A 23,991-nucleotide genomic window follows, 5' to 3' on the forward strand; every position below is an offset into this window, starting at 1 on the left:
ACCAGTTCAGCCCTCTCGGCAGACGAGGACCGGGCATTGGGCGTGGTGGATGAGGCTCTGACTGGTCGATCCGACTATCGACGCCATGAACGGGCTGCGGCCGTGGCTACCGACGACTACGAGTTGCGCTTCCGCCGAGTGCTCGAGCAGTGCCTTCATCGGTCCGCTGCGCTGGACACTCCGGGTAACTTCGACATCGGGGTACTTCTCCGTCCAGCCGGCGAGGCACTCGGACAGCAAAGCATGCTCATGCTGTTCGTACGGTCCCCAGTCGACGAAGCGCCTGGCTTCGGAGTACCCGCCGAGCGAGGCGTGCTCGTTCCAGGTGTGAACCGCAACCAAGGGCGCGCCGAGGAACGCGGCAAACTCGAAAGCATGCGCGACGGCGAGTTCGCTGAGCTTGCTTCCGTCGACGCCGACGACGATGGGCCTGGTGTCGGCTACCGCGTGCTCGCCGGTACCGCGGAACACCGCCACGGGGCAGTGCGCCCGGTTGACCACCCGAATGGTGTCGGAACCGAGAAACACCGATTGCATTTCGCTGGTACCGGCCTGACCAAGTGCAACGATGCGAGCGGATTTCGAAAGTTCGACGAGTGTGGTTGCGGGAGTGCCGGTCACGAGGCCGCGTTCGACGGTGACGTCGGTGTGATCGTCGCGAATGGCGTCCTCGGCCTCGTCGAGTAACTTTGCACCCTCGACGCGAAGGTGGTGGTCGAACATCTCTTCGTCGGTGACGTTGGTACCGCCACCTGACTCGGGTTGTCCCGGCAGAACGTGGGTCAGTCGCAATGGTTCGTCGAATCTCTTTGCAGCCGATGCTGCCCACCTCGCGGCGTTGACCGCGCTTGCCGAGCCGTCGATGCCGGCCACGATTCCGTGTCGAACAGATGCACTGGTCATGGAAGTCTCCTCGCGTCGCCTCCCTACCAGTGTGTCCCTGGTCACCCCGGGTTCGCTACAAACTCGTCAGCTCCCGCGGTGCGAGAACGTCGGTAGGCACTGCTGCGCGAGTTCGACGCGGGCGCAACGACAACAGAGCGGTGATGAATCCGTTACCGGGCAGTGTCAATTCCACGTTCTTCAACACGGTTCGGCGCATCAACGCGAGCAGGGCTGCGACGCCGGTGACTGCCATCCACATCGGCAGCGGGTACAGCGTCAAGCGTTCACCCAAGCCGAAAGTGAGTGTTCGTCCGAGAAGCAGTACGGCGCCGACGATTCCGGTGGCCGCGCACAGTCCCGACCATACTGCGATCCATTTGCTGTGCTTCCAGAATTGAATTGCCATGAGTACGAGAACGGCATGACGGGCGACGAAGCCGGGAAGTACTGCGGTCCAGTGAACGAAGGTCCCGTCGTTGGCCGGGAAGAGGCCGGTAGCCGCGGTGCTCAGTGCAACGACGACGGCAAGGCCGAGAATCCACTTTTTCGCACGACCGTCCGGAATGTACTTGTGCAGCAAGGCTGCACCGAGGATGGTGAGCGCACCGAGGATCATGAAGGCCGCGTTCATGACGTCGTGCATCGGCGAACACGAATCCACGCTGCATGTCGTCACGCCCAGCGAACTGATGGAGTCACGCGCGAAGCTGTACGGCGTCTTCCAGGCACCGGCCGTGAAGATCTCGACAAGCAGGTAGAGCACCGACAGGACCCAGGCGGTGCCGGCTGTGCCGAGGCGAAGATTGTGAGTGATGGTGTTCCCTCTCGCGGCGCTCTGAGGGGATTGCACCCAAAGATCTGTTTCGCAGGCGAAGGATGAACCTTCGCAGGCTGGACAGATCCAACACTACGGTAACAATCTGATAACGGCCTGTGAAACCGGATCAGGCGGAGCGGACCAGACGGTCGGGTAGTGCATCAGCGACTTGTCGGTAACGGTCGATCATCGTTTCGATCAGTAGAGAGTGCCCACCGATCGTTTCGGCGAAACGCGCGCGCGGACATACCGTTGCTGCTGCAGCGCTGAGTCGGTCGGTCAGTAGGCCGGGAGCCAAGAACCAGGGTGCGACGACAACGCGTTCGGCGCCGTTCTGCTCGAGAGCGGAGATCGCCTGGGCAACTGTTGGTTCCGCGGATGTCGCGAAACAGATTCGAACGCCCGACCAGTTGGTTCCGCTCAGGAGAGTGGACGCCAGTTCTGCGGTCGCGGCGTTGGCACGCGCGTCGGACGAGCCGACTGCCGCAAGAGCGACACCGACCGACGGATCGTCCGGCCGGGCGCCCGCTTCGAGGATTCGCTCGCGCACTGCCTCGATAAGCCGAGCATCGCGACCTAGTACGTCTGCTTGGAACACGGTCAGTTGGGGGTGGCGTGTCGCGGCAGCGGCCAAGAGCCCGGGCAGATCTACCCGAGCGTGGAAGGCGTTGCCCAGCAGCATCGGAACAACAACGGCGTGAGTGTGGCCGTCGTGTGCAACTCCGTCCAGGACCTGATCGATGGACGGTGCATTGAGATCGAGAAACGCCAGCCGGACATCGAGGTCTGGCCGGGCTTCACGAAGAGCCGCCACGGCAGCCGCGATCACCCGAGCAGAACGGGGATCACGGCTGCCGTGCGCAACAGCAATGAGCGGAACCATCGACTTAGACGCGCTCGCCCAATTCGACAGCGGAAATGACGTCGCCGACCAAGCCGGCTGCGAGAGTGTTTCCACCAGCGGGATCGATCAACAGGAAGCTGCCGGTGTGGCGGTTCACTGCGTAGTCGTCGGCCACGATCGGCTCGGCCACGCGGATCGAGATCTTGCCGATCTCGTTGAGCTCGAGAGTATCCGGGCCCTGATCCGTGGTGAGATCCTGCTCGTTGAAGCGCTCCACCAAGCTGCCGACGATGGCCTGCGTCGTGCGCGTGCCGTGCTTGAGCAGCAGACGTGCGCCGGGGCGCAGCGACTTCTCGGCCAACCAGCAGACGGTGGCGTCGAATTCGCCGATCGGCTCGGGTGCGTCAGACGGCGAGGCGATGGTGTCGCCGCGAGAGACGTCGACGTCGTCGGCCAGGATCAGCGTGACGCTGCGCCCCGCGTGGGCGACGTCGAGTTCGCCGTCGGCCGTGTCGATACGAGTGACGGTGGTGCGCGTACCCGAGGGCAGGATCACCACTTCGTCGCCGGGTACGACGGAACCGGCGGCAACCTGGCCGGCGTATCCGCGGTAGTCGAGGAACTCGGCGGTACGCGGACGGATCACGTACTGCACCGGGAAACGCAGGCCGACGCGATGCGGCTCGGCGTCGACCGGAATCGACTCGAGGTGCTCGATCAGCGTGGGGCCGGTGTAGTACGGGGTCTTGTCGGAGCGGATGGCGACGTTGTCACCGTGCAGTGCCGATACCGGGATCTCGACGACGTCTTCGCTTGCCCAGCCCAGTGAGCTGGTGAGTTCGTTGAACTCGGCGGAGATCGAGGTGAATACCTCTTCGGGTTTCTCGACGAGGTCGATCTTGTTCACGGCGAGAACGAGCTTCGGGACACCGAGCAACGCAAGAACCGCTGCGTGCCTACGAGTCTGCGCGATGACGCCCTTGCGAGCATCGACCAGCAGGATCACGAGCTGAGCCGTCGAGGCGCCGGAGACCGTGTTGCGGGTGTACTGCACGTGGCCCGGTGTATCGGCAAGCACGAAGGTGCGCTTGGGGGTCGCGAAGTAGCGGTACGCCACGTCGATGGTGATGCCCTGCTCACGCTCGGCGCGCAGTCCGTCCACCAGGAGCGACAGGTCAGGGGTGTCGAGACCGCGGTCCACCGACGCACGGGTCACGGCGTCGATCTGGTCGGCGAGAACGGATTTCGTGTCGTACAACAGGCGGCCCACGAGTGTGGACTTTCCGTCGTCGACGCTGCCGGCAGTTGCCAGTCTGAGCAGATCGCTCATCAGAAGTAGCCCTCTCGCTTGCGGTCTTCCATGGCCGCTTCGGAAACTCGGTCGTCGCCACGGGTCGCGCCGCGCTCGGTCAAACGTGATGCCGCAACTTCGGCGAGAATCGCTTCGTTGTCAGCTGCATCGGAGAGAACAGCACCGGTGGTCGAACCGTCGCCGACGGTGCGGTAACGCACCGAAAGGGTCTGCAGCTCTTCGCCGTCAGCCGGACCACCCCAGACTCCGGGGGTCATCCACATGCCGTCGCGCTGGTACACCGGACGCTGGTGGGCGTAGTAGATGCTGGCGAGTTCGACGTTGTCGCGGGCGATGTAACGCCAGATGTCCAGCTCGGTGAAGTTGCTGAGCGGGAAGACGCGCACCTGCTCGCCGGGGGAGTGGCGACCGTTGTAGAGGTTCCACAGTTCCGGGCGCTGCTTCTTGGGATCCCACTGGCCGAAAGCGTTGCGCAGCGAGAAGATCCGCTCCTTGGCGCGGGCGCGCTCCTCGTCGCGGCGAGCGCCACCGAAGACGGCGTCGAAGCGGTTCTCGGAGATCGCGTCCAGCAACGGAACGGTCTGCAGCGGGTTGCGGATACCGTCGGGGCGCTCGGTGAGGCGACCGTCCGCGATGTACTCCTCGACGCTGGCCACGTGCAGGCGCAGGTTGTACTTGGCCACGACGTGATCGCGGAAGTCGAGAACTTCCTGCAGGTTGTGGCCGGTGTCGACGTGCAGCAGGGTGAACGGCAGCGGCGCAGGCCAGAAGGCCTTGATCGCCAGATGCAGCAGCACGGTGGAGTCCTTACCGCCCGAGAAGAGAATGACCGGGCGTTCGAACTCGCCGGCTACCTCTCGGAAGATGTGGATCGCTTCGGACTCGAGGGCGTCGAGAGTATCGAACTGTGTGCCGTCGAGCTGAGGACGTGAAAGTGTCAAGTCAACTGTCATGATGCGTGCAACCCGCATTCTGTCTTGGAGGCACCGGCCCAACGACCGCTACGCGGATCGCTGCCGGGGGCTGGCTTGCTGGTGCAGGGTGCGCAGCCGATGGACGGATAGCCCTCGTCGACAAGAGGATTGACGAGGATGGAATTGGTGTCGATGTAGTTCTGCATCTCCTCGTCAGACCACGGAGCGATCGGGTTGATCTTCACGAGGCCGAAGGCGTCGTCGAAGGAGATCAGGGGAGCGTTGGCGCGGGTGGGCGCTTCGACGCGGCGGATGCCGGTCACCCACGCGCTGTAGCCGGACAGTGTCTGCTTGAGGGGTGCGACCTTGCGCAATGCGCAGCAGCGGTTGGGATCACGGGCGAACAGATCCTTGCCCTCGGCGACATCCTGCTCGGCGACGCTTGCCAGCGCGCGTGCATTGATGACGTTGACGCCGTAGACCTGCTCGACCGCGTCACGCGTGCCGATGGTCTCGGGGAAGTGGTAGCCGGTGTCGAGGAAGAGTACGTCGACGCCCGGATGCACCTGTGCGGCAAGGTGAACCAGCACACCATCCTGCATGTTCGACGCAACAATGTAACCGCTACGATCCCCCGTCGCTGCGCTCGCCCCGTCACCGAACGTGTCCTCGGTCCACTGCAACAGTTCCTGTGCGCTGGCTCCGTCGAGTTCTACGGCACCGCGCTCGGCGATGGACCGAAGCTCGTCGGCGGTTGCTCGCGAAATGTCCACTGTCATCGCAAATCTCCTTCGTCTGCGCGCACTGCCCATTCGGCGAACCGTTCACCTTCGTTGCGGTTCTTGACGAACTGACGTACGACGCGGTCGATGTAGTCACCCATCTCGACGCTGGTGACCTTGTGCTGGCGCAGCTTGCGTCCGAAGGCGCTGTCGAATCCGAGGCTGCCTCCCAGGTGAACCTGGAAACCCTCGACTTGATTCCCCTCACCGTCGTCGACGAGCTGGCCCTTGAAGCCGATGTCGGCGATCTGCGAGCGAGCGCAGGAGTTGGGGCAACCGTTGATGTTGATGGTGATCGGCACGTCGAGCTGGCTGTTGATGTCGGCGAGACGCTGTTCGAGTTCGGGCACGAGCACCTGCGAACGCTTGCGTGTCTCGGCGAACGAGAGCTTGCAGAACTCGATGCCGGAGCAGGCCATCAGGTTCTTGCGCCAGTGCGACGGACGGGCGGGAAGGCCCAGCGCGTCGAGATCGGCGATGAGCGGCTCGAGCGTCTCGTCGGCGACGTCGAGGATGATCAGCTTCTGGTACGGCGTGAAGCGAATCCGGTCGCTGCCGGCTTTCTCCGCGGCGTCGGCGACCTGAGCCAGGATGTCTCCCGAGACGCGGCCGGCGATCGGAGCGAAGCCGACTGCGTTGTGGCCGTTGCGGGTCTTCTGGATGCCGACGTGGTCGATCGGGCGCTTGGGCTTCTCCGGCGCGGGGCCGTCGATGAGCGGGCGCTCGAGGTACTCCGTCTCGAGAACCTCGCGGAACTTTTCGATGCCCCAGTCCTTGATGAGGAACTTGAGCCTTGCCTTCGCGCGCAGACGGCGGTAGCCGTAGTCACGGAAGATCGAGACGACACCCTCCCAGACATCGGGGACCTCGTCGAGCGGAATCCAGGCGCCGACGCGCTGCGCCAGCATCGGGTTGGTGGACAGTCCGCCGCCGACCCAGAGGTCGAGGCCCGGGCCGTGCTCGGGGTGGTTCACGCCGATGAAGGCGATGTCGTTGATCTCGTGAACGACGTCCTGCTGACCGGAGATGGCGGTCTTGAACTTGCGCGGCAGGTTGGAGTACTTGGGGTCGCCGATGTAGCGGCGCACGATCTCGTCGATCGCCGGGGTGGGATCGAGGACCTCGTCGAGCGATTCGCCGGCCAGGGGAGAACCGAGGACGACGCGGGGGCAGTCACCGCACGCTTCGGTGGTCTTGAGTCCGACGGCTTCGAGGCGCTTCCAGATCTCCGGAACGTTCTCGACCTCGATCCAGTGGAACTGGACGTTTTCGCGGTCGGACAGGTCGGCGGTGTTCCGGCCGAATTCCTTCGAGATGCCGGCGATGGTGCGCAGCTGCTCGACGTTGAGAGCGCCGGCGTCGCAACGCACGCGCATCATGAAGTATTTGGCCTCGAGCAGGTCGATGTTCTCGTCGCCGGTGAAGGTGCCGTCGTAGCCTTCTTCGCGCTGGGTGTAGAGACCCCACCAGCGGAAGCGGCCGCGAAGGTCGCCCTTGTCGATGCTGTCGAAGCCCTGCTTGGAGTAGATGTTCTCGATGCGGGCCCGAACGTTGAGCGGGTTGTCGTCCTTCTTGGCCTGCTCGTTGGCGTTGAGCGGCTCGCGGTAACCGAGGGCCCACTGACCTTCGGCGCGACGCTTGGCGGGACGTGCAGCGCGTGCGGGCCGGGCTTCGGCAGGTGCTGCCGAATCGGCGGGTGTGGCGGCGTCGGTGGTCGACGTCATCGATGAACTCCTGGATCTGGGCGGTTGATCGGCACGCGGCACGCACTATCGACGAACTGTGGCGGTGTCTGATCGGGACGCACCGGTCCGTGTCGGAAATCGAGGGGGCTGTCCTCGGTCTCGGAAAGCTCGCGGCCGGCAGGTGTGCTCACGAAAACGAACAGCTGGAGAAGCTGTATCTCTGAAACGACGTGTCTCTGCAGAGAGTTGTTTCGGTGAAGCAGATGGAGATGAGCGGGAAAGGCTGGAAGATCAGTGAAAGATCAACAGCTACACAGGTGCAGACACGACGAGCTGCACACACGCTTGAAGTCGACATGGCGACGCGCCACAAGTCGCACTCCGAGTCCGGTCATGCGGACCATTGTGCCACGTCAACTCGATAATTCCGACTCGGGCGCATATTTCCACGAAAAACGGGGGAAATATCGAGTTCAGGTCACGCGCCGACCTGCATCGCAGGCTGAATAGGTGTGCGTTCCGGATGCTGGGACACTGGAGGCGTGAATGCCACCAGCACGACTCCCACTCGACAGAGCGAGGCGACCCCCTTCGCCTTGCCCGCGCGATCGCTCGAGGGTGTCGGGAAACGGCCGTTCGGGATCTACATCCACGTCCCGTTCTGTGCCACCAGGTGTGGGTACTGCGATTTCAACACCTACACGGCTGGTGAGCTCGGAACCTCGGCGTCGCCGCAGTCGTGGCTGGAGGGTCTGCGACGCGAACTCGATCTCGCGGCCGAGATGACGGGCGCCCCGGCGGCGGAGACGGTGTTCGTGGGCGGTGGAACGCCGTCGCTGCTCGGTGGCGACGGGCTGTCCGACGTGCTGTCGGCGGTTCGCAGCAGCTTCGGCTTGGCGTCCGGCGCCGAAGTGACCACGGAATCGAACCCCGAATCGACGTCGCCGGAATTCTTCGACGCTCTCCGCAGTGCGGGATTCACCCGCATTTCCCTCGGCATGCAGTCCGCGGCTCAGCACGTCCTGAAGATCCTCGACCGCACCCACACTCCCGGCCGCGCCGTCGCTGCCGCGAAAGAGGCTCGTGCAGCTGGTTTTTCGCACGTGAACTTGGATTTGATCTATGGAACGCCAGGGGAGCGAGACCAAGATCTGGACGCCTCACTCGATGCGGTTCTCTCCGCCGATGTCGACCACGTCTCGGCCTACGCGTTGATCGTCGAGGACGGCACCGCCATGGCTCGCAAGGTCAGGCGCGGCGAGCTGCCCGCGCCGGACGACGACGTGCTGGCCTCACGATACGAACGAATCGATTCACGCCTGTCCGAGGCCGGCTTGCACTGGTACGAGGTCTCCAACTGGGCAAAGGCGGAAACCGCGGACTCCGGTGACACCCGGTGCCGTCACAACCTCGGCTACTGGGACGGTGGTGACTGGTGGGGCGCCGGACCGGGCGCGCACAGTCACGTCGGCGGAGTGCGGTGGTGGAACGTCAAGCACCCGGCACGGTACGCGGAACAGTTGGCCCTCGGTGAACTTCCCGTCGGCGGCAGCGAAGAACTGACCGCCGAGGACGAACACATGGAGCGCGTCATGTTGACCGCGCGGTTGCGTACGGGACTTCCGTTGTCGGAACTGTCTGCATCCGAACGCCTTTCGGCCGACCAGGTGGTAGTCGACCGGTTGGCCGTGATCGAGAACGATCACGTGGTTCTCACCGACCGTGGTCGCCTGCTCGCTGATGCGGTGATTCGCACGATCCTGACCTGACGCGGCACCATCCTTTGCCGCGTAATGTGGCCGTGGTGGCCATCATTCATCGTGCGCAGCTGAATCCGTCCAAGAACGACCTGCTCCGAGCGTGGGTGCCCAAGCAGCCATGGATCGGGTCGGTCGACTGTTCGACGCTCGAACGCGTCGACGCCTATCGTTTCGACGACCCGGACGGCGAGGTCGGAGTCGAGACGCATCTGCTCCGCTCTGCCGACGGTCGAATTCTTCAGGTCCCGCTCACTTATCGTGGTGCTCCGCTGGACGGGGCGGAGACTGCGCTGATCGCGACCATGGATCATTCGGTACTGGGCGAGCGGTGGGTGTACGACGCTTGCTGCGATCCGGTCTACGTGAGCGCGGTGGCGACCGCGATTCTGACCGGTGGGGCCGGAGTCGATCTGGTTTTCGCGGACTCCGCCGATCACATCCCGGTGACGGCTCACGTAGTAGGCAGCGGTACGGCCGGCGCTTCCGTACCGGAAGTCGAATCGGTGACCTGCTCGACAGTCGGCACCGACACGATCATCAGCGCGGGAGAACTGGAATTGACCGTGGTGAGAGTGATCGACGCAGATCGAGTGTCAGGCTCGGCGACGCTCACCGGAACCTGGCCGGGGCAGCCGAATCCCGCACTGCTCGCGTTCGTCGGTTGAGTCTCGGCGCCTGAGTCGCGTGAGCGTCAGCGGACGCCCTCGATGACACCGGGCATCGCGTCGAAGTCGAAGACACGCGCGTGCAGCACGACGCGGTTTCGCAGGGCCGAACGAACCGCTCGGTGCAGGCCGTCCTCGAGGTAGAGAGTGCCGCGCCACTGCACTGCGTGAGGGAACAGATCGCCGTAGAAGGTCGAGTCCTCCGACAGCAGGCGATCGAGTTCGAGGACCTTCGTGGTGGTCACGATCTCGTCGAGTCGAACCTGACGTGGAGGGAACTTCGACCAGTCGCGTAGAGACAGTCCGTGATCGGGATACGGTTTGCCGTCCATCACGCCTTTGAAGATCATGTGCCGCCTTGTCCATGGTTGTGCGATCGACCCTTCGCCGATCTCGCTCCACAGTAAGGGCAACAGCCGTCTCTGGCGCTCGGGCGATTAGACTGCCAGTGGGAACCGATGTGTAAATGTCGGTGTTCGTTCTGTTCAGGAAACGGAGGTGGCAACGATGTCGAGTACCGACGACAGGCGTTTCGAGGTCTTACGTGCAATCGTGGCCGATTACGTCTCCACCCAGGACCCGGTGGGATCCAAGGCCCTGGTCGAGCGTCACAACCTCGGAGTGTCGAGCGCCACTGTGCGCAACGACATGGCATTCCTCGAGGCCGAGGGCTACATCGCCCAACCGCACACCAGTTCCGGCCGCGTCCCCACCGACAAGGGATACCGCGAGTTCGTCGATCGCATCGCCGACGTCAAGCCCATGTCCGGGCCCGAGCGACGAGCGATCCTCGAGTTCTTGGAGTCGGGTGTCGACCTCGACGACGTTCTGCGCCGCGGCGTGCGACTGCTCGCGCAACTGACCCGTCAGGTCGCGGTTGTCCAGTACCCGTCGCTGTCCGCGTCGTCGGTTCGCCACCTCGAGGTGGTCGCATTGACGCCGGCGCGCCTGCTTCTCGTTCTCATCACCGATTCCGGCCGCGTCGATCAGCGAATCGTCGAACTCGGGGACGTCCTCGAAGACGAAGACCTTTCCCGGTTGCGCGCGCTTCTCGGCGGGGCCCTGGAAGGCAAGCGCCTGGCCGCCGCGTCGATTGCCGTGGCGGAACTGGCCGACGAGTCTCCGGCCGACCTGCGCGACGCCGTGATCCGGTCGGCAACGGTTCTGGTCGAGACCCTGGTCGAACATCCGGAAGATCGCCTCGTTCTGGGCGGAACCTCCAACCTCACGCGCAACGCCGCCGATTTCTCCGGTCTGGCCGGCTTCCCCGGTTCGCTGCGCGCAGTGCTCGAAGCACTGGAAGAGCAGGTAGTGGTCCTCAAACTGCTCGCTGCGACTCAGAATTCCGGCACGGTCACCGTCCAGATCGGTGAAGAGACGCAGGTCGAACAGATGCGCGGAACCTCCGTGATTTCGACTGGCTACGGCGCGGCCGGTACCGTTTTCGGTGGTGTCGGTGTGCTCGGACCCACTCGGATGGACTATCCGGGAACAATTGCATCGGTTGCCGCCGTTGCCAGATACATCGGCGAAGTTCTCTCCGAGCGATGACGGACGTCGACATTTGGTCGGCACACCTCCTCGCGAGGACTGAGGAAAACCTAGAAGTAAGAGAAGGACGAGAGACTCAACGTGGCACGGGATTACTACGGATTGCTCGGCGTCGGCAAGAACGCGACAGACCAGGAGCTCAAGCGCGCTTACCGCAAGCTGGCACGCGAACTGCACCCGGACGTCAACCCTGACGAGGCGGCGCAGGCCAAGTTCAAGGAGATCTCGACGGCCTACGAGGTCCTGACCGACCCGGAGAAGCGTCGCATCGTCGATCTCGGCGGAGACCCGCTCGAGTCCGGTGGCGGCGGAGGTGGTGGCTTCGGCGGCGGATTCGGTGGCGGTGGCCTCGGCGACGTCTTCGAAGCCTTCTTCGGCGGCGGTGGCGGCGCAGGTCGTGGGCCGCGCGGTCGCGTTCAGCCCGGAGCCGACTCGTTGCTTCGCACCAAGCTGACCCTCGCAGAATGTGCGACGGGCGTCAGCAAGCACGTGACCGTCGAGACGGCCATTCTGTGCGACAGCTGCACCGGAGCCGGAACCAACGGCGACTCCAAGCCTGTCCGCTGTGAGACCTGCAACGGTGCCGGCGAAGTTCAGTCCATCCAGCGCTCGTTCCTCGGCCAGGTCATGACCTCGCGTCCCTGCCCGACGTGCCGCGGTGCCGGTGAGACCATCCCGGATCCCTGCCACAAGTGTGGCGGCGACGGCCGAGTGCGGGCCAAGCGCGACATCACGGTGAAGGTTCCGGCGGGCGTTGCCGGTGGCATGCGCATCCGTTTGACTGCGCAGGGTGAAGTCGGCCCAGGCGGCGGACACCCCGGCGACCTCTACGTCGAGATCGTCGAGCAGCAGCACGACGTCTTCGTTCGGGACGGTGAAGACCTGCACTGCACCATCCGTGTTCCCATGGTCGACGCAGCACTGGGTACCAGCGTCACCGTCGACACCATCATCGACGGCCCCAAGGAAATCACCATCGAGCCAGGCACCCAGCCCGGGCACGTTGCTGTTCTTCGCGGTCACGGTATGCCGAAACTGCGGTCGGGAGTGCGCGGCGACGTCCACGCTCACCTCGAGGTGGTCATCCCGAGCCGCCTCGATCACAAGCAGTCCAAGCTGCTCAAGGAATTCAAGCTGCTCCGCGATCGTGACGAGGCCGAGGTCGTTTCGACGACGTCGCAGAACAGCGGTGGTCTGTTCTCGCGTCTTCGCGAAGCATTCAGCGGCCGCTGACGGTGGCCGCAACGGTCTTCTTTCTCGACCCGGTTCCCGGCGTCGGTGAAATCGCAGTTCTGGACGGGCAGGAGGGTCGCCACGCGGCCACTGTCCGCCGGATCGGTGTCGGCGAGCGTTTGGTGTTGGCCGACGGCCGTGGCCGGGTAGCCGACGCCGAGGTGACGAGCGTCGGCAAGGATCGCCTCGAACTGTTGGTCAGCGACGTTCAGGTTCTCGAGCAGCCCAAGCCGTTGGTGACCCTGATTCAGGCACTGCCCAAGGCCGAGCGCTCCGAGTTGGCCGTCGAACTGGCCACCGAGGCTGGTATCGACGCCGTGATTCCGTGGCAGTCCCTGCGTTGTGTCGCCAAATGGGAAGGCCCGAAGCTCGCCAAGGGCGTCGCACGCTGGCGAAGTGCCGCAGTGTCTGCGGCGAAGCAGTCCAGACGCGCGTTCGTCCCGGAGATTTCGGATCTGCACAAGACGGCGGCGGTGATCGCGTTGGTTCGCGACGCCGTTGCCCGCGGCGCTGTGGTTGCGGTGCTTCACGAATCGGCGACGACGCCGTTGGCCGGCTTGCCGTTGGCGAGCGCGGACGAGGTATTTCTCGTTGTCGGTCCCGAAGGTGGGCTCGACGATTCGGAGATCAGTGCGTTGTCGGAGGCCGGGGCCACTCCGGTGCTTCTCGGGCCGACGGTCCTGCGCACGTCGACTGCCGGAGCCGTCGCTCTGGGCGCCATCGGAGTGCTGACCGATCGCTGGGGACCACGGCCACTGCACTGATCTTGTTGTGACTGCACTGATCTTGTTGTGACTGCACTGATCTTGTTGTGACTGCACTGACGTTGGTGTGATCCCGAGCTGAATCGGATCCGGCGCTCAGCGAAGTGTCAGATTTGCGCACTATCGTAAGGACGTCGGGGGTCGCCTTCGGCGTGAGTTGGTTCGGGGATTTCAGGAGGCCAGATGTTGTCACGTGCGCATATGCGAATTGCCGGAGCGGTGTGTGCCGCGGCGGCGATGATGCTGGTTGCGGGGTGCACTGTCTCCACCGGAGACAACCCGGGCTCTTCCGGTAATGCCGTCACCACCACACCGAACAGCGAGGCGCTCGTCACCGTCACTCCCGCCGACGGCGGAACCCCCGTGAGCCCCCTCGATCCCATCGAGGTCCAGGTCGCGAAGGGAACACTGACGACCGTCGCGCTGACCAATCCCGAAGGTAAGGAAGTCGCCGGTATCACGACGCCTGACAAGACGTCCTGGAAGCCGAGCGAACCACTCGGTTACGGCAAGACCTACAAGCTTGTCGTCGATGCCGTCGACGCGAATGGTGTTGCCACGACCAAGAACACGACGCTGACCACCGTCGCGCCGAGTAATCAGACTCGCGCGTACATCAACACCACCGGTGGCGCCTCGATTTCGGACGGTGGCACGTACGGCGTCGGCACGGTCGTCGCCGTTCATTTCGACGAGTTGATCGGTGACAAAGCCGCGGCCGAGAAGTCTCTGGTGGTCACCACCAATCCGCCCGTACAAGGATCGTGGTACTGGGTCGACGGTCAGAACGTTCACTGGCGTCCGCAGAATTACTACGCACCAGGCACGACGGTCTCGGTGAACGCGAACATCTACGGCAAGCAACTCGGCAACGGACTGTACGGCCAACAGGACGACACCGTGTCCTTCAAGATCGGCGACTCCCACGTCGCGGTCGCCGACGACAACACCAAGATGGTGACCGTCTACGAAAACGGTCAGGTGATCAAGGAAATGCCGACCTCGATGGGTATGGGCGGCACCGAAACGATCGGCGGCACGACGCTCTCGTTCTGGACCCAGCCCGGCACGTACACCGTGATGGACAAGGCCAATCCCGTCATCATGGATTCGTCGACCTACGGTCTGCCGATCAACTCGCGCCTGGGCTACAAGGAATCCATCAACTGGGCCACCCGCATCAGCACGGACGGTATCTATCTTCACGAGTTGGAGAGCACCGTCTGGGCGCAGGGAAACACCGACACCTCGCACGGTTGCCTCAATCTCAGTGCGGCCAATGCCAAATGGTTCTTCGATTTCTCGCAGCCAGGGGATGTCGTCGAGATCAAGAACACCGGCGGGGCTCCGCTGGAGGTGTGGCAGAACGGCGACTGGACCCTCTCGTGGGCAGACTGGGCCGCAGGCAGCGCCCTCGCCTGAGATAGATTTCCTCGGTGCCTCGATTCAAGATTCCGTACGGCCGACACGAGCAACAGTTCGGGCATCTCTACGTTCCCGACGAGGCGGTTGACGGCCCGATCCCGATCGTCATGCAGATCCACGGCGGCTTCTGGAGCGGGCAGTACGGATTGAATCTGGGCACCGCATTTGCCGTCGAACTCGCGCGGCACGGCGTCGCAGTGTGGAACATCGAATACCGCCGCCTCGGGGCGGGCGGTGGTTGGCCGGAAATGTCCGCCGACGTGAAAACGGCGTACGACGAAATCCCCGGACTGGTTGCCGCGAAGTCCTCGGCCGAATTCGATCTGAATCAGATTCGCCTGCTCGGGCATTCGGCCGGCGGACATCTTGCAGTGTGGCTGGCGGGGGAGAAGGACACGTTCACCCGGCCTGAACGGGTCATCGCGCAGGCTGCCGCACTCGATCTGGCGTCGGCAGGCGAGCGTGGACGACGGATCAGTTTCATCGAGGATCTGTTCGGCGTTCCGTTCGAAGCGGACCCGGATCTGTATCGCAATGCGTCGCCACAGCATCGACTGCCGATCGGCGTACCCGTTGTGTGCGTCACGGGTGCGGAGGATCTGCAGGTGCCGGCCAAGGTGAGCTCCCGGTATGCGAAGGCTGCCGAAGCGGCTGGTGATCCCGTGGCACTGCGCGTGATCGAGGGCGAAGGACACGACGCATTCCTCTCACCCTCGACCGAGTCCTGGCGGGTCTCCCGCGAGTTGGTTCTCGCCGAAGACCCGCTGGCTCCGAGCACGTCAGACTGACACGGGGCCTTCTTGTACAGGGGCCTTCTTGCCCGGCAGGATGAACGCCACGACAACTGCCCCCACGAACAGTGCAAGGCCGCCCGCCCAGCTGGCCGCCGAAATCGCGTCGGCGTAGGCACTGCCGGCGGCGTCGAGCAACGGCGCTGCCTGAGCTGCAGCCAAGGGGTTGCCTGCCATCTCTTCGGCGACCAACGAAGCGCCGCCGACGGATTCTCCCGACACCTCCATCGCGTACGCGGCCTGTTGCGCCAGCTCACCCGTCAACTGTGGAACCTGCATACCGCTGATGAATCCTGCGATCGAATCCTTGTAGCTCGCAGCGAGGATCGAGCCCAGGATCGCGATTCCCAGAGAGCCGCCGAGTTCGATGGCGGTGTCGTTGAGGCCACCAGCAGCGCCGAGATCGTCCTCGGAGAAGTTGTCCATGATGGCGTCGGTGGCCGGCGGTTCACTCAAGCCGATGCCCAGGCCGAGCAGGATCAGTGGGACAGCGAACATCCAGTAGCCCGAATCGCCGTCTACCTGCGTGAGAATCAGAACACCGACCGCGGCGACGACCATGCCGCCGACGATGGATGCCCGGACGCCGATCAGCGGAGTGATCCGGCCACTGACCACGGCGCCGATCGAAACGGCAATTGCCAAGGGCAGCAGACGAACACCGGTTTCGAGTGCGCCGTAGCCGAGGATGAACTGGAACTGCTGTGAGATGAAGTAGATGGCACCGAAGGCGGCCAGGAAGAGCAGAAGTACGGCGAGTGTCGCGCCGCCGACCATGCGCTGGCCGAGTTTGCGGACGTCGAGCAGTGGCTGCGGGTGACGCAGTTCCCAGACGACGAACGAGACGAGGCCGATCGCAGCGAGCACGGCGGCGCCGATGGGTCCGCCGGTCCACCCGAAGTGGAATCCGTTGATGATCGAGTACACGAGCGAGCCGATGGTGACCACCGAGAGTGCTCCGCCGATCCAGTCGATCCGGCCCAGGTGCTCGGCCTTGCTCGGCGGCACCAGGATTACGGCGGCGACGGCAGCGACTGCGGCGATCGGGACGTTGATCAGGAAAGTGACGCTCCAGGAATGGCTGTCGAGAATCCATCCGGCCAACAGCGGGCCGAGGGCAATCGCCAGACCCGACGTCGCCGCCCACGCCGCGATGGCGCGTGATCGCTCCGCCTTGGGAAAGGTCGCGACCAGAAGCGAAAGCGTCGCGGGCATGATGATCGCGGCGCCGACGCCCATGATCATTCGTGCCGCGATGACGGCGTTGGTGGTGTCCGCGATACTGCCGAAGACGGCGCCGCCGGCGAACACGGCGAGTCCGGCCAGAAGCGCTCCGCGGCGACTGTACTTGTCACCGATCACGCCGAACAGCAACATCAGCGCGGCGTAGGGGACTGTGTAGCCGTCGATGACCCATTGCAGTTGCGTGCTGGTGAGCCCGAGGTCTCTGGTCATGTCCGGCGCCGCGACGATCAGCGCGGTATTCGCCATCACGACGATCAGCAGACTCAGGCACAACACCCCGAGCGCGGCCCACCGCCGTGAGTACGGCTGGTCCATCTCCGAGACAGGTTTGCTCATGAGTGTCGTCATGACGCGACTCCGTTCCTGATGATCGAAGAGACTCCTCGATCTATTTGCACACTGATGTGTAAGTTAATAACTTGCACACCGATGTGCAACTATGATTGACCTAGATCACAGTTGGGCAGTCGAAAGAGGTGGAACGCGCGTTGACGCATTCGGGCACAGTCGTTTCGGGAACTGCCGAATCGGGCGGAAGGCAGCGTCGTAGTCAGGCCGCGGCGAATCGCAATCGCATCATCGAGGCGGCGATCACGGCGTTCGCTGCTGATCCGGATGCGAGCATGGACGACGTCGCAAAGGCTGCCGGTGTGGTCAGACGAACCGTGTACGCGCATTTCGACAGCCGTGAGGCGCTGATCAACGGCATCGTGGACGAGGCGTCGACCGATCTCGTTGCTGCGCTGAGCCAAGCCGGTGAGCCGCCCGAGCGCCCCGATCTGGCGACTGCCGTACTGGCATTGCTGTCATGGCCGGTCGGTGATCGATTCCGGATGCTGCTCAGTTTTGCTCGCAAAGAGTTGGGGGAGCAGCGGATTCTCGATTTAATGGAGCCCGCGCGCGCCGTGAGTATCAGCGTCGTCGAGCGAGGTCAGCGTGACGGCACCTTCTCGACATACCTGCCGGCCGAGACTCTGGTAGCGATGACCGAGGCGATCACGATCACGTTGTTCGATCAGGCCAACAGTGGGCTCATCACCGACTCTGGCGAATCCTTTGCCGCCGTATGCCTGGTCATCGCGGGTATCAGTCCGGACAGAAGCGCCGAGATCGTCGCTGAAGCGTCGGAATGGATCCGAGAATCGCTGCCGTCCGGTCGCCGCGAGGATTAGGCCGGGACGATTAACAAGTGGGCCGTGTCCGACTCTGGCGCTAGACTTCGAAGTATCGAGGCTCACGAGTCGAGTGGGCTGATCGGACCAGAAAGCAGGCCATATTCACCACGTGAGTGAACACAGTGAACTCGACGGGAACCGTGTAACCACCATCACCGATCGCGCTCTGCCCGCAGAGCGCACCGTCCGTTCGAGTATGGATCTGGCGCCGGAGACCGTGCGCCAAATCCTGGGGGCGACGGACGAGAATCTCACCGCGATCGAACGTGAGCTTCGTGCCGACATTCACGTACGTGGCGGAACTGTCTCATTGTCGGGGACGGCTGCAGACGTTGCGCTGGCAGAACGTGTGTTCAGTGAATTGGCGTCGCTGGCCGGTCGGGGGCAACCCATCGCACCGGATGCTGTTCGACGAACCATCGGCATGCTCACCAACGAGGTCGGCGAGTCTCCGGCCGAGGTGCTCTCCCTCGACATTCTTTCGCGTCGGGGCAAGACGATTCGGCCCAAGACCCTCAACCAGAAACGCTACGTCGACGCCATCGACGAGAACACCATCGTGTTCGGAGTCGGCCCGGCCGGCACCGGCAAGACCTACCTCGCCATGGCCAAGGCCGTTCAGGCGTTGCAGGCCAAGCAGGTCTCTCGGATCATCTTGACCAGGCCGGCAGTCGAGGCAGGCGAGCGACTGGGCTTTCTGCCCGGCACGCTGCACGAGAAGATCGATCCGTATCTGCGCCCGCTGCACGACGCATTGCACGACATGATGGATCCCGAGGCGATTCCGAAGTTGATGCAGGCCGGAGTCATCGAGGTCGCTCCGCTCGCTTACATGCGCGGCCGGACGCTCAACGATGCCTTCATCATCTTGGACGAAGCGCAGAACACCACGGCCGAGCAGATGAAGATGTTCCTGACCCGTCTCGGGTTCGGTTCCAAGATCGTGGTCACCGGAGACGTGACCCAGGTCGATCTACCTGGTGGGGCCCGTTCGGGTCTGCGTGCGGCATCCGAAATCCTCACCGGGATCGACGATATTCATTTCGCCACCCTCGACAGCAGTGACGTCGTACGTCATCGGCTGGTCTCCCACATCGTCGACGCTTACGAGCGTCACGAATCGGATCGGTCCGGCGAGTTGGCCGTCGGAAACCGGGCGCAGCGCCGCGCTGCACATGCTCATTCACCGCGACGGTAGGCTGATCGACGCATCAACCCCTACTTTTCCCAGGAAAGAGCGTCGCACATGAGCATCGAGGTCTCGAACGAATCGGGCATGGACATCTCCGAACCGGAGTTGATCAGCGTTGCCCGTTTCGTGATCGCTCGGATGGATGTCCATCCGGCGGCCGAGCTGTCGATGGTTCTCGTCGACTCCGCGACGATGGCGGATCTGCACGTTCGCTGGATGGACCTGCCGGGCCCGACCGACGTCATGTCGTTCCCGATGGACGAACTCGAGCCGGGTGGCCGTCCTGATTCCCCGGAGCCGGGACCGTCGATGCTCGGCGACATCGTGTTGTGTCCGTCTTTTGCCGCGGATCAGGCTGACAAGGCCGGGCATTCACTGGCCCACGAACTTGCCCTCCTGACCGTCCACGGTGTGTTGCACCTCCTCGGCTACGACCACGCGGAGCCGGAAGAGGAGAAGGAGATGTTCGGCTTGCAGAACAGCCTCCTCGAAGAGTGGTACGAAGACCTTCGCCGTATCGACCGCGAAGCAGCACTGGCCGAACGCGATCAGAAGCTGCTCGGTAAGACCGGTTTCGTCGACGGAGTGGACCGATAACAGTTATCCGGGGGTTCTGTAGTGAGTAGCGCCATAGCGCTCTTTGTTCTGGCGATTGCTCTTGTCCCGGTCGGTGGTGTCTTCGCGGCCGTCGACTCGGCGCTCAACACCATTTCGTCGGCGCGCATCGACGAGATGGCAAAGGAAGAGCGAGCCGGCGCCGCGCGCGTGCAGCGCATTCTGACCGATCGTCCGCGATACGTGAATCTGATGGTCCTGCTTCGCATTTTGTGCGAGATCACGGCCACCGTCGTACTAGTTGGCGGTCTGATCGAGATCCTCTCGTTGGGCTGGGCGCTGACCGTCACCGCGGTGATCATGGTTCTCGTCTCGTACGTGGTCATCGGTGTCGGACCGAGAACGCTTGGGCGCCAACATGCGTACTCCATCGCGATGGCCGCGTCGTTGCCACTGCTGTGGATCGGTGTTCTGCTCGGGCCGATCAGTCGCGTCCTGATCCTCGTGGGTAACGCCTTGACCCCGGGTAAGGGCTTCCGCAACGGTCCGTTCGCTTCGGAAATCGAGTTGCGTGAACTCGTGGACATGGCGCAGGAACGCGGTGTCGTCGCCGACGAAGAACGCCGAATGATCCAGTCCGTCTTCGAACTCGGAGACACGTCGGCACGCGAGGTGATGGTGCCTCGCACCGACATGGTGTGGATCGAAAATGACAAGAATGCCGGACAGGCGACGTCGTTGGCCGTGCGCAGTGGTCACTCGCGCTTGCCGGTCATCGGGGAGAACGTCGACGACGTGCTCGGTGTCGTCTACCTCAAGGATCTGGTCAAGCAGACCTACCACCTGCCCGACGGCGGCCGGAACGTCAACGTCTGCGACGTCATGCGGCCGGCGGTCTTCGTTCCCGATTCGAAGCCACTCGACAGCTTGCTGGCCGAGATGCAGCGCGACCGCAATCACATGGCGATCCTCGTCGACGAGTACGGCGGAATCGCCGGGCTGGTCACGATCGAGGACGTCATCGAAGAGATCGTCGGTGAGATCGCCGACGAGTACGACGAGGACGAGACGCCGCCCATCGAGGATCTCGGTGACGGAATGTTCCGCGTATCCGCGAGACTTCCCATCGAAGACCTCGGCGAATTGTTCGATCTCGAACTCGAACTCGACGAGGTGGAGACCGTCGGCGGGCTGATCGGATACGTACTCGGCCGAGTTCCGCTTCCTGGTTCCGAGGTGGAATACGACGGTTTGATCCTGCGCGGTGAGGGAACCAACACGGGCCGAGGCCGGGTACGCATCAGCACGGTGTTCGTGCAGCGCATCCCGCGGTCCGAAGACGAAGAGACAGAAGACACCGATGACTGAGCGAGTGTTCAGCGAGGAGCAGTTATGAGCAAGAACGAATTCCGGTCAGGCTTCGTGTGTTTCGTGGGTCGACCCAATACGGGTAAGTCCACGCTGACCAATGCGTTGGTCGGCAGCAAGATCGCGATCACGTCCTCGCGCCCGCAGACGACGCGCCACACGATTCGTGGCATCGTTCACCGCGAGCATGCGCAGCTGATCCTGGTTGACACCCCTGGACTGCACAAGCCGCGCACATTGCTCGGGCAGCGCCTCAACGACCTGGTTCGTGACACGTACTCCGAGGTCGACGTCATCTGCCTGTGCATCCCGGCCGACGAGGCCATCGGGCCCGGAGACCGCTGGATCGTGCAGCAGATCCGTCAGATGGCGCCCAAGACCAAGCTGGTCGGCATCGTCACCAAGATCGACAAGGTCAGCCGCGACGCCGTCGGAAAGCAGTTGCTCGCGCTGTCCACCCTGCTCGGCCCCGAATCCGAGGTCGTTCCGGTGTCCGCGAAGTCGGGCGAACAGGTCGAGATCCTGGTCGACGTCCTCGCCGGTCTGATGGACGAGGGCCCGGCCTTCTACCCGGACGGGGAATTGACGGACGAGCCCGAAGAGGTGCTCATGGCCGAACTCATCCGTGAGGCTGCGCTCGAGGGTCTCGGCGAAGAATTGCCGCACTCCCTGGCCGTGGTGATCGAGGAGGTCATCCCGCGCGAAGGACGCACCGAGAAGCAGGGCGAGATGCTGGACGTCCACGCGTTGCTCTACGTCGAGCGGCCCAGCCAGAAGGGCATCGTCATCGGTAAGGGCGGAGCGCGTCTGCGGGAAGTCGGTACCAGTGCGCGCCTGCAGATCGAGAAGCTGCTCGGTGTGCGGATCTTCCTGGAGTTGCACGTCAAGGTTGCCAAGGACTGGCAGCGCGACCCGAAGCAGCTCGGCCGGCTGGGCTTCTAGGGCCTCCGGCCCCGTGAGCGGTTAAGGAGTCCAGGGACTGCCTAACCACTCACAGGGGCCGGAGGACCCTGAGGATCGCCGCGCCGATGTCCTGCTCGTCGACGCCGGTGGCCAGGCGTCGGAGTTGGAGTCCAGTGATGACGGCAACGAGCGTCGATGCAATCGATTCGGGATCCGGTACGCCGAGTGCCGTCAGAATCGTGACGGTCAAATCGTCGTAGGCGGCAAAGCATTCGACCGCCACTTCATGGAGTTCGTGGTCGCGGCCGGCGGCGATGTACATCTCGAACGGAGCGATTCGCTCGGCCGAGAACGAAAGATCTCGCGTCACCTTCTCAGCTATTGCCGCGGCATCCTCGACGCTGAGACCTTTGTCGCGGTACTCCTCGGCCAAGGCGCGCAGGCGCGTCGTCTCGTCTGTCACGAATCGAGACAGAGCAGCGCGGAGCATGTCCGACTGGCTCGCGAAGTGATACGTGATCGATCCGAGTGAGACGCCGGCCTGCGCGGCGATGCGCCGGTTGCTCACACCCGGGATGCCGTCGGTACCGACGACGTGCAGAACGGCATCGAGTATTCGCTCGCGAACGTCCCGGTTACTCATCGGGTCACCACCACGGCTCGGGGCGGATCTGATCCCAACGCAGGACCGATTCCAATTGTGAAGCGAGGGAGACCAACAGAGGTTCGGTGTTCTCGTTGCCCATCAACTGCGCACCGATGGGCAGGCCGGCCTTGCTGAATCCGGCCGGCACGTTGACCGAGGGCCAGCCGAGGACGTTCCACGGCCACGCGTACGGGCAGGCGCCGGTCATGACCTTGTCGGTGTCCCAACCACCGATGCCGTCGATCGCGGTCGCCATGATCGGTGGAGTTGCCGTCGTGGGTGCCAGGACGACGTCGTAGGTGTCGAAGATCGCTCCGATCCGCTTTCGCATCCGCGGTTCGGCCGCGCGGGCCGCGCGCAGTGGTGCACCACGAAGTAGCTTGCCGTTCTGTGCATTTCCGCGTGTTCTGGCATCGACCAGTGTCGGGTCGGGAACGCGTCCGAGCCAGTCGTGGACCCCGACGAGTGAGCGGGGCAGAAAGTTCAGGCCGAAGATCAGGCCGTATGCGGGATCGTCGACGACGACGTGGTGTCCGAGTTCCCGCAGCGTGTCGGCGATCGAATGCACGGCCAGGCGCACTTCCGGGTCCAGCTTCACAGGAGTGGCGGTGAACGGATTACGAAGGGAAAGAGCGATTTTCAGCTTTCCGGGGTCGCGTCCCACCGCGTCGCTGACGGTGACCGGTGTCGGCTTGTGGAGATCGCCGTCGTGGTTGCCGGCAGCGACGTCGAGCAGCAGTGCCGCGTCGGCGACGGTGCGAGCGAGCGGGCCGTTGACCGTCAGGCCGTAGAAGGCTTCGGCGTCGGGCCAGGTGGAGATGCGCCCGCGCTGCGGTTTGATTCCGACGAGGTTGGTCCAGGCCGCGGGGATTCGGATGGAACCGGCTCCGTCGGAACCGATTCCGGCGCTGACCAATCCGGCAGCGACGGCCGCGGCGGTGCCGCCCGACGATCCGCCTGGAGTGTGGTGACGCGACCACGGATTGCGCGTGTAACCGAAGGCTGAACCGCTCGTGAGCGGCCACTGGCCCAGTTCCGGGCTGTTGGTCTTGCCTACGATCACTGCGCCGGCGTCGCGGAGGCGTCGAATCATCTCCGAGTCCTCGGTCTTGGCCGGGAAATCGCCAGGGCAACCGAAGGCGGTGGGTTCGCCGGTGATGTCGACGTCGTCCTTTACTGCGATCGGCACGCCGAGAAGAGGTAGGCGCTCGCCGAGTGCGAGACGCCTGTCGGACTCGGCAGCTTCTTCGAGTGCCTTCTCGCGCCGCACGATCTTGAACGCATTGAGGTGAGGCTGAGTGGCCTCGATCCGGCTCAGCGTTGCCTCCGTGGCCGCGACGGACGAGGTAGCACCCGAAGCCAGACTCGCAACCTGGTCGACAAGGCCGGGGGCGAGATCGTGGTCGGTTCGAGAAGTCATCAGGTTCCCTTCGCAAAACTGTTCGTTCGAACGAACAGTAACTTGTTTCAGTATTAGCG

At 63.7% G+C, this 23,991-nt stretch carries 23 protein-coding genes; 12 read left to right on the forward strand and 11 right to left on the reverse strand.

The annotated features are described in order from the left end of the window. Positions 1-6 precede the first annotated feature (6 nt). The 7 genes from AC3WQS_RS16970 to AC3WQS_RS17000 all read right to left on the reverse strand — a co-directional run bounded on the left by AC3WQS_RS16970 (position 7) and on the right by AC3WQS_RS17000 (position 7,278). Entirely contained in the window at positions 7-903 is an 897-nt protein-coding gene (locus AC3WQS_RS16970; protein WP_019749037.1) for a universal stress protein, read from the reverse strand. 55 nt (positions 904-958) lie between these two features. Next, positions 959-1,735 carry a DUF998 domain-containing protein gene (locus AC3WQS_RS16975; RefSeq protein WP_020908202.1) on the reverse strand — a complete coding sequence of 259 codons (777 nt, stop codon included), beginning with the start codon at positions 1,733-1,735 and terminating at the stop codon, positions 959-961. Positions 1,736-1,829: 94 nt separating this feature from the next. Further along, positions 1,830-2,585 carry a sirohydrochlorin chelatase gene (locus AC3WQS_RS16980; RefSeq protein WP_020969974.1) on the reverse strand — a complete coding sequence of 252 codons (756 nt, stop codon included), beginning with the start codon at positions 2,583-2,585 and terminating at the stop codon, positions 1,830-1,832. Between the two features lie 4 nt (positions 2,586-2,589). Beyond that, a complete protein-coding gene (locus AC3WQS_RS16985) occupies positions 2,590-3,876 on the reverse strand; it encodes a sulfate adenylyltransferase subunit 1 (protein ID WP_492711504.1) in 1,287 nt (428 codons plus the stop codon). After that, entirely contained in the window at positions 3,876-4,811 is a 936-nt protein-coding gene (gene cysD, locus AC3WQS_RS16990) for a sulfate adenylyltransferase subunit CysD (protein ID WP_020908199.1), read from the reverse strand. Before cysD ends, AC3WQS_RS16985 begins: the two co-directional genes overlap by 1 nt. After that, on the reverse strand, positions 4,808-5,551 hold the full coding sequence (locus AC3WQS_RS16995) for a phosphoadenylyl-sulfate reductase (RefSeq protein WP_042952234.1): 744 nt from the start codon (positions 5,549-5,551) through the stop codon (positions 4,808-4,810). Before AC3WQS_RS16995 ends, cysD begins: the two co-directional genes overlap by 4 nt. Next, positions 5,548-7,278, reverse strand: coding sequence for a nitrite/sulfite reductase (locus tag AC3WQS_RS17000; protein ID WP_020908197.1), 1,731 nt, complete (start codon positions 7,276-7,278; stop codon positions 5,548-5,550). The genes AC3WQS_RS16995 and AC3WQS_RS17000 overlap by 4 nt, the downstream gene beginning before the upstream one ends. A 503-nt stretch (positions 7,279-7,781) precedes the next feature. On the opposite strand from AC3WQS_RS17000, the gene hemW reads away from it, so the two are divergent. Then, positions 7,782-9,008 carry a radical SAM family heme chaperone HemW gene (gene hemW / locus AC3WQS_RS17005; RefSeq protein ID WP_029255651.1) on the forward strand — a complete coding sequence of 409 codons (1,227 nt, stop codon included), beginning with the start codon at positions 7,782-7,784 and terminating at the stop codon, positions 9,006-9,008. Between the two features lie 35 nt (positions 9,009-9,043). Then, positions 9,044-9,664, forward strand: a complete 621-nt coding sequence (locus tag AC3WQS_RS17010) for a CG0192-related protein (RefSeq protein WP_283567529.1) — start codon at positions 9,044-9,046, stop codon at positions 9,662-9,664. A 26-nt stretch (positions 9,665-9,690) separates the two neighbouring features. Here the strand turns inward: AC3WQS_RS17010 and AC3WQS_RS17015 are convergent, their stop codons facing one another. Further along, a complete protein-coding gene (locus AC3WQS_RS17015; protein WP_003944521.1) occupies positions 9,691-10,014 on the reverse strand; it encodes a type II toxin-antitoxin system VapB family antitoxin in 324 nt (107 codons plus the stop codon). A 157-nt stretch (positions 10,015-10,171) separates the two neighbouring features. Between AC3WQS_RS17015 and hrcA the strand changes: the two genes are divergently transcribed. From hrcA to AC3WQS_RS17040, 5 genes are all read left to right on the forward strand, one after another. Continuing rightward, positions 10,172-11,215, forward strand: a complete 1,044-nt coding sequence (gene hrcA, locus AC3WQS_RS17020) for a heat-inducible transcriptional repressor HrcA (protein ID WP_019749027.1) — start codon at positions 10,172-10,174, stop codon at positions 11,213-11,215. Positions 11,216-11,296: 81 nt separating this feature from the next. Beyond that, positions 11,297-12,448 (forward strand): molecular chaperone DnaJ, encoded by a 1,152-nt coding sequence (gene dnaJ / locus AC3WQS_RS17025; RefSeq protein ID WP_019749026.1) that lies wholly within the window; start codon positions 11,297-11,299, stop codon positions 12,446-12,448. A 2-nt stretch (positions 12,449-12,450) separates the two neighbouring features. Next, positions 12,451-13,212, forward strand: a complete 762-nt coding sequence (locus AC3WQS_RS17030; protein WP_021333396.1) for a 16S rRNA (uracil(1498)-N(3))-methyltransferase — start codon at positions 12,451-12,453, stop codon at positions 13,210-13,212. 183 nt (positions 13,213-13,395) lie between these two features. Beyond that, on the forward strand, positions 13,396-14,634 hold the full coding sequence (locus tag AC3WQS_RS17035) for a L,D-transpeptidase (RefSeq protein WP_492711500.1): 1,239 nt from the start codon (positions 13,396-13,398) through the stop codon (positions 14,632-14,634). A gap of 14 nt (positions 14,635-14,648) precedes the next feature. Beyond that, positions 14,649-15,425 (forward strand): alpha/beta hydrolase family protein, encoded by a 777-nt coding sequence (locus tag AC3WQS_RS17040; protein ID WP_021333395.1) that lies wholly within the window; start codon positions 14,649-14,651, stop codon positions 15,423-15,425. On the opposite strand, the gene AC3WQS_RS17045 is transcribed toward AC3WQS_RS17040, so the two are convergent. Next, positions 15,417-17,021 carry an MFS transporter gene (locus AC3WQS_RS17045; RefSeq protein WP_133727543.1) on the reverse strand — a complete coding sequence of 535 codons (1,605 nt, stop codon included), beginning with the start codon at positions 17,019-17,021 and terminating at the stop codon, positions 15,417-15,419. The two genes, AC3WQS_RS17040 and AC3WQS_RS17045, sit on opposite strands and share 9 nt — an antisense overlap. Before the next feature lie 128 nt (positions 17,022-17,149). On the opposite strand from AC3WQS_RS17045, the gene AC3WQS_RS17050 reads away from it, so the two are divergent. From AC3WQS_RS17050 to era, 5 genes are all read left to right on the forward strand, one after another. After that, positions 17,150-17,845, forward strand: a complete 696-nt coding sequence (locus AC3WQS_RS17050; protein ID WP_019749021.1) for a TetR/AcrR family transcriptional regulator — start codon at positions 17,150-17,152, stop codon at positions 17,843-17,845. A gap of 112 nt (positions 17,846-17,957) precedes the next feature. After that, positions 17,958-19,046, forward strand: a complete 1,089-nt coding sequence (locus AC3WQS_RS17055; RefSeq protein WP_019749020.1) for a PhoH family protein — start codon at positions 17,958-17,960, stop codon at positions 19,044-19,046. A 48-nt stretch (positions 19,047-19,094) separates the two neighbouring features. After that, positions 19,095-19,637, forward strand: a complete 543-nt coding sequence (ybeY, locus tag AC3WQS_RS17060; protein ID WP_003944525.1) for an rRNA maturation RNase YbeY — start codon at positions 19,095-19,097, stop codon at positions 19,635-19,637. A gap of 21 nt (positions 19,638-19,658) precedes the next feature. Then, entirely contained in the window at positions 19,659-20,963 is a 1,305-nt protein-coding gene (locus AC3WQS_RS17065) for a hemolysin family protein (protein ID WP_069146810.1), read from the forward strand. A 24-nt stretch (positions 20,964-20,987) separates the two neighbouring features. Continuing rightward, a complete protein-coding gene (gene era, locus AC3WQS_RS17070) occupies positions 20,988-21,905 on the forward strand; it encodes a GTPase Era (protein ID WP_019749018.1) in 918 nt (305 codons plus the stop codon). 49 nt (positions 21,906-21,954) lie between these two features. On the opposite strand, the gene AC3WQS_RS17075 is transcribed toward era, so the two are convergent. Both AC3WQS_RS17075 and AC3WQS_RS17080 read right to left on the reverse strand, forming a co-directional pair. Next, positions 21,955-22,509 (reverse strand): TetR/AcrR family transcriptional regulator, encoded by a 555-nt coding sequence (locus AC3WQS_RS17075; RefSeq protein WP_019749017.1) that lies wholly within the window; start codon positions 22,507-22,509, stop codon positions 21,955-21,957. 4 nt (positions 22,510-22,513) lie between these two features. Then, the gene (locus tag AC3WQS_RS17080; RefSeq protein WP_416315471.1) at positions 22,514-23,932 is read right to left on the reverse strand and encodes an amidase; all 1,419 of its coding nucleotides are present in this window, start codon (positions 23,930-23,932) and stop codon (positions 22,514-22,516) included. Between the last annotated feature and the right edge of the window lie 59 nt (positions 23,933-23,991).

Source organism: Rhodococcus sp. FW305-130, assembly GCF_058788335.1.

Bases quoted from the DNA above. Each gene is read 5' to 3' on its own strand.
- AC3WQS_RS16970 (WP_019749037.1), bottom strand. From the start codon at position 903: ATGACCAGTGCATCTGTTCGACACGGAATCGTGGCCGGCATCGACGGC.
- AC3WQS_RS16980 (WP_020969974.1), bottom strand. From the start codon at position 2,585: ATGGTTCCGCTCATTGCTGTTGCGCACGGCAGCCGTGATCCCCGTTCT.
- AC3WQS_RS16985 (WP_492711504.1), bottom strand. From the start codon at position 3,876: ATGAGCGATCTGCTCAGACTGGCAACTGCCGGCAGCGTCGACGACGGA.
- cysD (WP_020908199.1), bottom strand. From the start codon at position 4,811: ATGACAGTTGACTTGACACTTTCACGTCCTCAGCTCGACGGCACACAG.
- AC3WQS_RS16995 (WP_042952234.1), bottom strand. From the start codon at position 5,551: ATGACAGTGGACATTTCGCGAGCAACCGCCGACGAGCTTCGGTCCATC.
- AC3WQS_RS17000 (WP_020908197.1), bottom strand. From the start codon at position 7,278: ATGACGTCGACCACCGACGCCGCCACACCCGCCGATTCGGCAGCACCT.
- AC3WQS_RS17015 (WP_003944521.1), bottom strand. From the start codon at position 10,014: ATGATCTTCAAAGGCGTGATGGACGGCAAACCGTATCCCGATCACGGA.
- hrcA (WP_019749027.1), top strand. From the start codon at position 10,172: ATGTCGAGTACCGACGACAGGCGTTTCGAGGTCTTACGTGCAATCGTG.
- AC3WQS_RS17035 (WP_492711500.1), top strand. From the start codon at position 13,396: ATGTTGTCACGTGCGCATATGCGAATTGCCGGAGCGGTGTGTGCCGCG.
- AC3WQS_RS17045 (WP_133727543.1), bottom strand. From the start codon at position 17,021: ATGACGACACTCATGAGCAAACCTGTCTCGGAGATGGACCAGCCGTAC.
- ybeY (WP_003944525.1), top strand. From the start codon at position 19,095: ATGAGCATCGAGGTCTCGAACGAATCGGGCATGGACATCTCCGAACCG.
- era (WP_019749018.1), top strand. From the start codon at position 20,988: ATGAGCAAGAACGAATTCCGGTCAGGCTTCGTGTGTTTCGTGGGTCGA.
- AC3WQS_RS17075 (WP_019749017.1), bottom strand. From the start codon at position 22,509: ATGAGTAACCGGGACGTTCGCGAGCGAATACTCGATGCCGTTCTGCAC.
- AC3WQS_RS17080 (WP_416315471.1), bottom strand. From the start codon at position 23,932: ATGACTTCTCGAACCGACCACGATCTCGCCCCCGGCCTTGTCGACCAG.